General features: G+C 69.2%; 12 protein-coding genes. 6 read left to right on the forward strand and 6 right to left on the reverse strand.

The window, feature by feature from the left end:
* The 4 genes from G6039_RS03815 to G6039_RS03830 form a co-directional block, all read right to left on the reverse strand.
* Positions 1-837: a sulfurtransferase gene (locus G6039_RS03815; RefSeq protein ID WP_006936411.1), complete on the reverse strand. Its 837-nt coding sequence runs from the start codon at positions 835-837 to the stop codon at positions 1-3.
* Between the two features lie 60 nt (positions 838-897).
* Positions 898-1,365, reverse strand: coding sequence for a DUF4395 domain-containing protein (locus tag G6039_RS03820; protein WP_029541494.1), 468 nt, complete (start codon positions 1,363-1,365; stop codon positions 898-900).
* 218 nt (positions 1,366-1,583) lie between these two features.
* A complete protein-coding gene (locus tag G6039_RS03825) occupies positions 1,584-2,057 on the reverse strand; it encodes a thioredoxin family protein (protein WP_029541497.1) in 474 nt (157 codons plus the stop codon).
* Complete coding sequence (locus G6039_RS03830) at positions 2,054-2,833, reverse strand: LmeA family phospholipid-binding protein (RefSeq protein WP_006936408.1); 780 nt, start codon at positions 2,831-2,833, stop codon at positions 2,054-2,056. Before G6039_RS03830 ends, G6039_RS03825 begins: the two co-directional genes overlap by 4 nt.
* A 127-nt stretch (positions 2,834-2,960) precedes the next feature.
* Here G6039_RS03830 and G6039_RS03835 point away from each other — a divergent pair, with 127 nt between their 5' ends.
* The 6 genes from G6039_RS03835 to pstB all read left to right on the forward strand — a co-directional run bounded on the left by G6039_RS03835 (position 2,961) and on the right by pstB (position 8,809).
* Complete coding sequence (locus tag G6039_RS03835; RefSeq protein ID WP_006936407.1) at positions 2,961-3,689, forward strand: winged helix-turn-helix transcriptional regulator; 729 nt, start codon at positions 2,961-2,963, stop codon at positions 3,687-3,689.
* 10 nt (positions 3,690-3,699) lie between these two features.
* A complete protein-coding gene (mshD, locus tag G6039_RS03840) occupies positions 3,700-4,596 on the forward strand; it encodes a mycothiol synthase (protein ID WP_043796554.1) in 897 nt (298 codons plus the stop codon).
* A 238-nt stretch (positions 4,597-4,834) separates the two neighbouring features.
* Positions 4,835-5,953: a phosphate ABC transporter substrate-binding protein PstS gene (pstS, locus tag G6039_RS03845; protein ID WP_029541508.1), complete on the forward strand. Its 1,119-nt coding sequence runs from the start codon at positions 4,835-4,837 to the stop codon at positions 5,951-5,953.
* 58 nt (positions 5,954-6,011) lie between these two features.
* A complete protein-coding gene (pstC, locus tag G6039_RS03850; protein ID WP_006936404.1) occupies positions 6,012-7,067 on the forward strand; it encodes a phosphate ABC transporter permease subunit PstC in 1,056 nt (351 codons plus the stop codon).
* Positions 7,068-7,071: 4 nt separating this feature from the next.
* Positions 7,072-7,980 (forward strand): phosphate ABC transporter permease PstA, encoded by a 909-nt coding sequence (pstA, locus tag G6039_RS03855; RefSeq protein WP_029541511.1) that lies wholly within the window; start codon positions 7,072-7,074, stop codon positions 7,978-7,980.
* 52 nt (positions 7,981-8,032) lie between these two features.
* Entirely contained in the window at positions 8,033-8,809 is a 777-nt protein-coding gene (gene pstB, locus G6039_RS03860; protein WP_006936402.1) for a phosphate ABC transporter ATP-binding protein PstB, read from the forward strand.
* Positions 8,810-8,887: 78 nt separating this feature from the next.
* On the opposite strand, the gene phoU is transcribed toward pstB, so the two are convergent.
* Both phoU and G6039_RS03870 read right to left on the reverse strand, forming a co-directional pair.
* Complete coding sequence (phoU, locus tag G6039_RS03865; RefSeq protein ID WP_010593878.1) at positions 8,888-9,595, reverse strand: phosphate signaling complex protein PhoU; 708 nt, start codon at positions 9,593-9,595, stop codon at positions 8,888-8,890.
* 83 nt (positions 9,596-9,678) lie between these two features.
* The coding region (locus G6039_RS03870) for an LCP family protein (protein WP_164528057.1) at positions 9,679-11,251 on the reverse strand (1,573 nt) is incomplete at its 5' end.

The following is an 11,251-nucleotide window of genomic DNA, read 5'->3' on the forward strand; positions in this document are numbered from 1 at the left end:
TCAGCGAACCTCCAACTCGATCGGGGCTCCGACGAGCGAGCCGTATTCGACCCAGCTGCCGTCGTAGTTCTTGACGTTCTTCTTGCCGAGGATCTCCTGCAGCACGAACCAGGTGTGGCTCGAGCGCTCACCGATCCGGCAGTAGGCGATGGTCTCGCGGCTGTCGTCGAAGCCCTTCGCCCGGTAGAGGGCCTCGAGGTCGTCGTCCGACTTGAAGGTGCCGTCCTCGTTGGCGGTGGTGCTCCACGGGATGTTGATCGCACCCGGGACGTGGCCGCGCTGCTGGGCCTGCTCCTGCGGCAGGTGGGCCGGGGCGAGGATCCGGCCGGAGAACTCGTCGGGGGAGCGGACGTCGATGATGTTCTTGGTGCCGATCGCGTCGATCACCTCGTCGCGGAAGGCGCGGATCGAGTAGTCCGGCTCCTGCGCCTTGTACTCGGTGGCCGGGCGGGTGACCTCGTCCTTGGACAGCGGGCGTCCGTCGAGCTCCCACTTCTTGCGGCCACCGTCGATGAGCTTGACGTCCCGGTGCCCGTAGAACTTGAAGTACCAGTACGCGTAGGCGGCGAACCAGTTGTTGTTGCCGCCGTAGAGCACGACGGTGTCGTCGTCGGCGACGCCCTTCGCGGACAGCAGGGCGGAGAACTGCTCCCGGTTCAGGAAGTCGCGACGGACGCCGTCCTGCAGGTCCTTACGCCAGTCGAGCTTGATCGCGCCCTCGATGTGCCCGCCGTCGTAGGCTGCGGTGTCCTCGTCGACCTCGATGAACACGGTCTTCGGTGCGTGAAGGTTCTGCTCTGCCCAGTCTGCTGAGACCAGGACGTCGGAGCGAGCCATGGAGTTTCCTTTCGGTGTTGACACTCTCGGTCGAGTGGAACGGTGCGGAGGGAACGGTGGTCAGGCGGCGACGGCCCGGAACCTGGCCACGAGCGGGTAGATCGCGCAGCCGAGGCACACCCCGAACGCGGCGTTGAGCAGCGCGGCGAACAGCGCGAACCCGGTGGCGACGAGACCGGCGAGGTCGGCGCCGAGGAGGAATCCGAAGGTGCCCACGGCGGCGAACACGAACCCGACGAGCTGCGCGAACCGCAGCGGGGCGACCGGTTCCTTCTCGGTGGGGGCGCCCAGCCGGGGCGCGACGAGCCGCGCGAAGAGCAGGCCGTAGGGGCTGCGGCGCGGGCCGAGGGCCGCACCGGCCGCGAACACCGCGGTCTGGACGGCGAGCAGTACGCCGGCCACCGTGGTCGAGACCGTCGCGACGGCCAGGACGACGACGAGGACGGCGGTGGTGATCCACGCCGCGAACCGGGGGCCGCGGACGTCTACCTGCTGACCCTGGCGGGCGGCGGGGGCGGTGGTGGACATGAGGGGTGCTCCTGCTGGGAGGGGACGCATGGGGGCGAACCGTCGCGGTGGCAACCGCGGGGATCACACCGGTGACGGCAGCGGATGCCGCGGAGACGGTCGGGCGTCTCGGCCGGGGTGATCAGCAGCAGGTACAGCAGAAGCCGCCGAGGCGGCACAGATCGACTGTGCGGCGTCGGGTGAGCATGAGCTCTCGGCAGGTCGACACGGCAGGCAGCTTAGCCGACGTCTCGACGGATCGGGGCCCAGGGGGTGCGCAGCGGCACCAGCGCGGCCCGCAGGTCCGCCGCGGCCGGCACACCCGAAACCCGGTACCTTTCGGTGCCGGCGGCGTCGAACAGGAACGTCGTCGGCAGCGACAGCACGCCGAGTTCCCTTGCCAACTGCGGGTTCTCGTCGATGTCCAGTTCGAGGTCGCGGGGTGCCGGCAGCCCGTCGCCGGTGGCCGCGAGGTCGGCGACCACCTGAGCGACGATCCGGCGCACCGCGGCGCACGGTCCGCACCAGTCGGCGGAGAAGTGCAGCACCACCGGCGCACTGCCGGTGCCCACGCCCACCGCGGCCAGCAGGGGACCGGGCCCCGGCGCCGGGGCGGCCGCGACGGCGCGGACCTTGCCCGCGCGGGCCCGCAGGACGGTCCCGGTGATCAGGGCGGCAGCCACCACCACCAGCAGTACGACGACAGCGGTCACAGGCGCTGAACCTCCTCGAGGTCGATCGTGGTCTGGTGCGCCTCGCCCTCGATCACGATCGTCGAGCCGCGGGCCTCGACCGCGGTCGGGCGCACCCCGAACGGCAGGTTCTGGGGTTCGATCGTGGTGGTGAACAGGCCCAGCACCGCCGGCTTCAGCGGATCCGGCACGGTGAAGTCCGCCTGTCCCTCCGGGCCGAAGTACAGGTCCGACGCGACGATGCGCACCGTGTCGCCCTCGAGCAGCAGGTCCGCCTGCACGCTGACCTCCGCGGAGACCGGGCCGACCGGAACCGTGCCGGTGAGGACGACCCCGCCCGCGGTGGTGCGTCCGGAGCCGCCGGACCCGCCGGTGCCGTCGGACTTGTCGGCCGGGGGAGCGGACACCTGCAGGTCGGGAATGCCGTAGAGCTGACCGAGCTCGGTCGCGTCGATCATCACGCGCCCGTACAGCAGGTCCACCGGCACCGAGCGGATCGAACCGTCGAGCAGCTCGCCCGCGGCCGCATGGGCACCGATCAGGTTGGCCTCGATCGTGATGTCGCCGAGCGTCCCGCTGGGCACGCCCTGCGCCCGGATCTCCACGTTCTCGTAGCGGCCCGCCCGGGCCTGGGTCAGGAACGGGAATCCGTGGATGGTCACCGCCGGGTCCGCCGTCAGCGCCCCACCCTCCCGCAGCGCCCGCGAGACCCGGTACTCGGACCACGCCGCGGCGCCGAAATCGATCAGGAGCGCGACTCCGACGAGCGTCACGAGAGCGAGGATGAGTTTGCGCACCGCACCATTGTGACGGACGGCTCGCGCCGCTTCCCGAGTGCGGTTGCCCGGTGAACGCCGTCGTGGCGTTAATCTGTAGCGCGTCGTTTACACGAGTTTCGCGCAGCCCGCGAAGAATGGAGGCACGGTGGAGCTGTTGCTGCTGACCTCCGACCCCAACCCGGACGCGGTCCTGCCCTCGCTGTCGTTGCTCGCGCACTCGGTGCGCCCGGCACCGACCGAGGTGTCCTCGCTCCTCGAGGCCGGTTCCGCGGACATCGCCATCGTCGACGCCCGCACGGACCTGGCCGCGGCCCGCGGCCTGTGCCGGCTGCTCGGCAGCACCGGGTCGGCGATACCGGTCGTCGCCGTGCTCACCGAGGGCGGCCTGGTGGCGGTGAACCCGGAGTGGGGGCTGGACGACATCCTGCTGACCACCACCGGCCCCGCCGAGCTGGACGCGCGGCTGCGATTGCTGGTCGGCCGGTCCGGCGGTGCGGCGGGCCCCGAGAACACCGGCAAGATCACCCTCGGGGAGCTCTCGATCGACGAGGGCACCTACACCGCTCGCCTGCGTGGCCGCCCCCTCGACCTGACGTACAAGGAGTTCGAGCTCCTCAAGTACCTCGCGCAGCACGCCGGCCGGGTGTTCACCCGCGCGCAACTGCTGCAGGAGGTCTGGGGTTACGACTTCTTCGGCGGCACCCGCACCGTCGATGTGCACGTGCGGCGCCTGCGCGCCAAGCTCGGCCCCGAGTACGAGTCCCTGATCGGCACGGTCCGCAATGTCGGCTACAAGGCGGTGCGGCCCACCACCAAGACCGGGAAGGGCGGCTCCACCACCATCGAGTTCGAGGACGCCGAACTCGCGGACTAGGCTCGCCGTCGTGGAATTCGTCAGCCGACTGTCCGCCGAGCAGGCCGCCGAGGTGCGGGCGCTCGTCGCCCGCGCCCACGCCGCCGACGGAACGGCCCCCGTGTCCGAGCAGGTGCTGCACTCCCTCACCGGCGACGGCGACGTCCGGCACCTGGTGTCCGTCGATGCCGCCGCGATCGTCGGCTACGCCAATCTGGTCCCCGGTCACGGGGAGCACCCGGCGATGGCCGAGGTGGTCGTCGATCCGCCGCACCGCCGCCGCGGCGTGGGGTCGCGGCTCGTCGCCGCGGCCCTCGACGCCGGTGGTGCCGGCACCCGGGTGTGGGCACACGGCGACCTCGAGTCCGCGCGGGCGCTCGCGGCACGGCTCGGCCTGACCCCGGTCCGGGAACTCCTGCAGCTGCGGCGCCCCCTCGGGGAGCCCGAGCTGCCGACCCTGCAGGTCCCCGACGGGCTGATCCTGCGGACCTACCGCGGACCCGAGGACGACGCGGAACTGCTGCGGGTCAATGCCGCCGCCTTCGCGTGGCACCCCGAGCAGGGCCGCTGGACCGAGCGCGACGTCGCGCAGCGCCGCAGCGAGTCCTGGTTCGACCCGGCCGGGGTGTTCCTCGCCTTCGACGAGCAGGACCCGGACCGGCTCCTCGGCTTCCACTGGACGAAAGTGCACGCCGCCACGGCGGACCAGCCGGCGATCGGGGAGGTGTACGTGGTGGGCATCGATCCCGGGGCGCAGGGGCGCGGTCTCGGCCGGCTGCTCACGCTCGCCGGGTTGCGGTATCTGCGGGAACGCAGGCTCGGCGCGGTGCTGCTGTACGTCGAAGGCGACAACGACGCCGCGCTGCGCACCTACGGCCGGCTCGGATTCGAGCGATTCCACGTGGACCTCGCATACGCGAGAGCGTGAGCGGAGCACGTACCGAACGAGTCCGGCCCGTGAATGTCGTGTGACGTCGACCATACGGACTGCAGGTGTACTTTTCGCGTTCACGTCGCGTTCACCTTCGGGCGCCCAACCGTCAACCCGTCCTCATTAACTTTCCATTACGGGCCGCAGCATGCCGGTCCGGCGCCGGGATCACCCCGCGCCTGATGCCGCCGCCCGTGTCGCGGGCGTGCCGGTCGCGAATTCCGGAGGAGTACGAGTGAACCTCAAGCGCAATGGCGCCCTGCTCGGTGTGGTGGCTGCAGGTGCCCTCACCCTGGCCGCATGCGGCAGCGACAACAATGCCGCCTCGACGGACGTGGACGCGTCCGCATCGGCCGCGACGTGTGAGGGCAAGGAGACGCTGTCCGCCGCCGGGTCGTCCGCGCAGAAGAACGCGATGGACCAGTTCGTGTCCACCTACATCGCGGTCTGCCAGGAGAAGGGCAAGAACGTCAACGTCGCCTACAACCCGTCGGGTTCCGGTGACGGCCGCACCCAGTTCATCGCGAAGCAGATCGACTTCGCCGGCTCCGACTCCGCCATCAAGAGCGAGCAGGCCGCCCAGGCCGCCGAGCGCTGCGCCGGCAACCCCGCCTGGAACCTGCCGCTGGTCTTCGGTCCGGTCGCCGTCGCGTACAACGTCGAGGGCGTCGACAACCTCGTGCTCAACGGCGAGACCGTCGCCAAGATCTTCAACGGCACCATCAAGCAGTGGAACGACCCGGCCATCGCGGCTCTCAACGAGGGTGTGAGCCTTCCGGATTCGGCCATCACCCCGATCGTCCGCTCGGATTCGTCGGGCACCACCGACAACTTCCAGAAGTACCTCGAGGCCGCCTCGAACGGTGCCTGGACCACCGGCGCCGGCTCCGACTTCACCGGCGGTGTCGGTGAAGGCGCCAAGGGATCGGCCGGTGTCGCCCAGGCCGTCGCCAGCGCCCCCGGCGCGATCACCTACGTCGAGAAGTCCTTCGCCGACCAGAACAACCTGAACGTCGCACAGATCGACAACGGATCCGGCGCGGTGGAGCTGACCGACGAGACCGCGTCGAAGGCCATCGAGGCGGCGACCTTCGCTCCGACCGGTGAGGGCGACCTGACGCTCGACCTGACCTCGATCTTCGGTACGAAGCAGGAGGGGGCTTACCCGATCATGCTCGCGACCTACGAGATCGTGTGCTCCGCCGGTTACGATGCCGACACCTCCGCGGCCGTGAAGTCGTTCCTCGTCAGCGCCGCCAACGAGGGCCAGGAAGGCCTCGCCGAGCAGGGCTACGTGCCGCTGCCCGAGTCCTTCAAGGCGAAGCTCACCGAGTCGATCAACGCCATCGCCTAGCCGATGAGCGCCGCGGACCGTACCGTCAATCCCCAGCAGAGAGAGATCGCGAGCGCAGATGAGTGACGCGCCCACCAAATCCGCACCTCGCACTCCCGGGTCCGGCAGCGATGCCGGGCCCGGGGCGGGCGGTCCGCACGGCAACACCCCGGAGGCCACGATTACCACTCCAGCGCGCGGCGACAGCAAGCCGCTGACCAGGCCGGGCGACCGGATCTTCCGTTCACTGGCCTCCGGGTCCGCCGTTCTCATCTCGGTGATCATCGCGGCCATCGGCGTGTTCCTCGTCTGGCGTGCGGTGCCGGCGCTGCAGCGCAACACCGTCAACTTCCTCACCAGCCGCGAGTGGGTCACCCAGGACATCGCCGCGATGGCGTTCGGCGTCCTCGACCTGTTCCAGGTGACCGTGCTGGTGTCGTTCTTCGCGCTGGTGCTCGCGATGCCGGTCGCACTCGGCATCGCGATCTTCCTCACCTCGTACTGCCCCGAGCGCATCAAGAAGCCCCTGGCGTACGTCATCGACCTGCTCGCCGCCGTGCCGTCCATCGTCTACGGCCTGTGGGGCCTGCTGGTCCTGGCCCCCGCGATCCGGCCGCTGGCGACGTGGCTCAACGAAAGTCTCGGCTGGTTCCCGCTGTTCGCGTCCGGCTCGGGTTCCATCCTCGGCGGCGGCACCATCTTCACCGCGGGCATCGTGCTCGCCGTGATGATCCTGCCGACCATCGCCGCGGTGAGCCGGGAGGTGTTCGTGCAGACGCCGACGTCCCATATCGAGGCGGCGCTCGCTCTCGGTGCGACGCGCTGGGAGGTCGTCAAGACCACGGTGATCCCGTTCGGCAAGTCGGGCTACATCAGCGGCTCGATGCTCGGTCTCGGCCGCGCACTCGGCGAGACCATGGCGCTGTACCTGATCCTGCGCACCACGTCGCAGCCGTTCTCGTGGTCGCTGTTCGACGGCGGTGCCACCATCGCCTCGAAGATCGCCCTCGGTTACGCCGAGTTCAACAACGACATCCAGGCCGGCGCCTACATCGCCGCGGGTCTGGTGCTCTTCGTGCTGACCTTCGTGGTCAACGCCGCGGCGCGTGCGGTCGTCGCAGGAAAGAAGGACTGAAGCCATGACGACCACTCTCCTCGAGACACCGGTCAAGGGCCCCACCTTCCGGGGCGTCGGCACCCGTCGGCGCGTCTCGGATCTCACCGCCACCGTCCTGGTCACCGTGTCGGTGCTGATCGCTCTCGTGCCGCTGGCATGGGTGCTGATCACCGTGATCGTCAAGGGTCTTCCCGCCCTGACCAGCGCCACCTGGTTCACGAATTCCTTGAGCGGTCTGTCCGCGTCCGCGATGGGCGGTGGCATCTACCACGCCCTCGTCGGGACCCTGCTGCAGGGCCTGGTGTGCGCGGTGATCTCCATCCCGATCGGCATCTTCGTGGCGATCTTCCTCGTGGAGTACGGCGCCGGCACGCGACTGGGCAGGATCACCACCTTCATGGTGGACATCCTCAGTGGTGTCCCCTCCATCGTTGCCGCGCTCTTCATCTACGCACTGTGGATCGCCACCTTCGGCTTCCCGAAGTCCGCCTTCGCGGTGTCCCTGGCGCTGGTCCTGCTCATGGTTCCCGTGGTGGTGCGCAGCACCGAGGAGATGCTCCGGATCGTGCCGCAGGATCTGCGCGAGGCCTCCTACGCCCTCGGTGTGCCCAAGTGGAAGACCATCGCGCGCATCGTGATTCCGACCGCGCTGCCCGGCATCATCACCGGCGTCATGCTGGCCCTGGCCCGCGTCATGGGCGAGACCGCTCCGCTGCTGATCCTGGTCGGCTACGCGCCGTTCATCAACTTCAACCTGTTCGGCGGCGAGATGGGCAGCCTGCCCGGCGTCATGGTGGCGGAGATGAACAACCCGACCGACGCGGGCACGATGCGGATCTGGGGCGCTGCCCTGACCCTCATCCTCGTCATCGCCATCCTCAACATCGTTGCCAAGGTGGTCGGCCACTTCTCCCAGGTGCGCACCAAGTAGGTCACCTCATGTACACACCCTTCGATTTCGATACACCAGTAGGGAGCCGGTAATGGCCAAGCGTCTGGACCTCAAGGACGTCAACATCTTCTACGGCAAGTTCCACGCCGTCTCCGACGTGACGCTGTCCGTGCCGCCGCGGAACGTCACCGCGTTCATCGGACCGTCGGGCTGCGGCAAGTCGACCGTGCTGCGCTCGCTCAACCGCATGCACGAGGTGACCCCCGGTGCCCGCGTCGAGGGCTCCGTGCTGCTCGACGGCGAGGACATCTACGACTCGTCCGTCGACCCGGTCGGCGTCCGCAAGACGATCGGCATGGTGTTCCAGCGCCCCAATCCGTTCCCCACCATGTCGATCCGCGACAACGTCGTCGCCGGCCTGAAGTTGCAGGGCGTGCGCGAGAAGAACAGGCTCGACGAGATCGCCGAGCGGTCGCTGCGCGGCGCGAACCTGTGGAACGAGGTCAAGGACCGCCTCGACAAGCCCGGCGGCGGCCTGTCGGGTGGCCAGCAGCAGCGCCTGTGCATCGCCCGCGCCATCGCGGTGCAGCCGGAGGTGCTCCTGATGGACGAGCCGTGCTCCGCTCTCGACCCGATCTCCACCCTCGCCATCGAGGACCTGATCGCCGAGCTGAAGCAGGACTACACCATCGTGATCGTCACGCACAACATGCAGCAGGCCGCGCGCGTGAGCGATCAGACCGCGTTCTTCAACCTCGAGGCCACCGGCAAGCCGGGCCGGCTCGTCGAGATCGACGACACCGAGAAGATCTTCTCCAACCCCACCCAGAAGGCCACGGAGGACTACATCTCCGGCCGCTTCGGCTGAGCCGGCTGCGACTTCGGCACCGCGGACGCGGAAAGGCCCCGCCCGGAAACTCCGGGCGGGGCCTTGTGCCGAGTCGGGTTACTGATCCTGCGGGTACACCGTGAGCTTGTCGACGCGCTCACGCATCGCCCGGAAATCCTCGTCGGTGGGGAGCTTGCCGGTGACCAGGAAGATCACGCGACGACCCACCTCGACGGCGTGGTCGGCGAACCGTTCGTAGAACCGGCCCAGCAGCGTCACATCCACAGCCGCGGCCACGCCGTGCTTCCACTCCCGGTCCATGAGCACGGTGAACAGGTGACGATGGAGATCGTCCATCGCCTCGTCCTCCTGGTGGAGCCGGGCCGCCCGCTCGGGGTCGCGCGTCTCGAGGATCTCCCTGGTCGCTGCGCCGAGCGAGACTGCGATGCGGCCCATCTCGGCGAAGTAGCCGTTGACCTCTTCGGGCAGAACATGATTGGGGTGCCGACGTCGCGTCGCCTTGGCGACGTGCAGTGCCAGCGCACCCATCCGGTCGATGTCGGCGACGATCTGGATGCCACTGACCACGGAACGCAGATCACCGGCGACCGGCGCCTGGAGGGCGAGGAGCGAGAAGGCCTTCTCCTCGCACTGGGTACTCAGGTCGGTGATCTTGTCGTGCTCGCCGATGACGGTCTCGGCGAGCGCCAGATCCGCCTGGAGCAGCGCCTGGGTGGCCCGCTCCATCGCAAGGCCGGCAAGGCCCGCCATCTCTCCGAGGAGATCGGCGAGCTCGGTCATCTGTTCGTGGTATACGACGCGCATAATGGCACAGACTACGGCGCAGACAAAGCCGAGTCACGAGCAGCGGGTGAACGCCGGGTGAATGGACGGGCTCGAGGTGCTGCTCAGGCGCAGGAATCGTCGCCCGCGTTGGTGATCGACAGGTCGACCGGCAGCTCGTTCTCCTCGGCGGCCTGGATCGGCACCGTCGGCAGGACCGAACCCACCTCGGTCGGAGCCGCGATGCTGCCGACGAACCCGGTGCCGAGGACGAGTTCCACGATGCCGCCGAGGTCCTGGGACTCCTGCAGCACGGCCCCCGGAACTGCGGAGGCCAGCGTCAACGCCTCGGCCTCCTGCCCGGGCGAGAAGCGGACGACGGTCTCCTTGCTCGTCCCGGAGTAGTTGCCGACGCTGTAGATCGGGAAACCGTACGCGCCGAGTTCTTCCGCGGTCCGGGCCGCGAGGCCGGATTCGCCGGAGGCGTTGGACACCTGCACCGACACCGTCGAGGGGTCCACCGCGGTCTGTGCAGGCAGCGGGGCTGCCGGCGGCGCTGACGATTCCGGTTCGGGAACATCGCGTTTCTCGCCGGGGAGCGGTTCGTCGTCGATGATCGCGTTGAAGATCGCCTTGATGTCGTCGAGACGCGGAATCTCGTTGCCCCACTCGTTGGTTCCGGCCGTCGGCACGGTGAGGAAGGTGACGGCGCCGGCTTCGACCCGCTGCAGCGAGCGGCCGAGCCGGACGAGGGACTCGGTGTCGACGTTCTCGACGAACGTGGCGCGGGTGAACGCGTTGATGAACCCGTTCAGCTTGCCGGGGTCGAACAGGACCTTGTTCGACATGGCCGAGCGCAGCAGTGACGACAGGAACTTCTGCTGCCGGGTGATACGCCCGTAGTCGCCGTTGCCCTCCGACTCGACCTTGCGGGCCCGCACGTAGTCCAGGGCCCGGCGGCCGTCGAGGGTGTGGGTGCCCGCCGTCTCGATGATGGTGCCGAGTTCCCCGTCGACCAGGGGGGTGGGTGTGCACACCTCGACGCCGCCGACCTCGTTGACCATGCTCTCGAAGCCCGCGAAGTCGATTCCGACGAAATGCCCGATCTTCAGGCCGGACAGCTTCTGGATCACCTTCACCAGGCACTTGGGCCCGCCCAGCGCGTAGGTGGCATTGAGCTTGTCGCCCTCGGCGGCGGGGAACGTCTCCGACGTGTACTCGCCGGTGGTGCTGTCCCAGCCGCGGCACACGGGCCGCGTCACGTCCAGGTCGCGCGGAAAGGAGACGGCGACGACGCGACTGCGGTCGGCGGGGATGTTGACGAGGATGACGGTGTCGGCGCGTGCGCCCTCGGCGTCGGCGACGGTGCCGGCGCCGACCGCGCCGCTCGCCCCGGCGCGGGTGTCGGTGCCGATGATCAGGTAGGTCTCGTCGCCGGTCTGCCCGCCGGGGTCGACGATATCGGTGGATTCGGTGTCCAGCGCCGCGATCTGGGCGAATCCGGCCTCGGTGGAACGCACGTAGCCCCACACCAGGCCGCTGCCGACGAGGGTCAGCACGGACAGCAGCGCCAGGACGGTGCGGCCCACGGTCGCGAGGCGCCGGCGTTTGCGGCGCTTGTTCAGAGCCAGCCTGCTCAGGCCGTCGCCCCCGACGGCCTGGGGCAGCGCGGGCGGCTGGTCGGGGTCGTCGCTCCGC

It is taken from the genome of Rhodococcus aetherivorans (assembly GCF_011058165.1).
Taxonomy (GTDB): Bacteria; Actinomycetota; Actinomycetes; order Mycobacteriales; family Mycobacteriaceae; genus Rhodococcus; species Rhodococcus aetherivorans.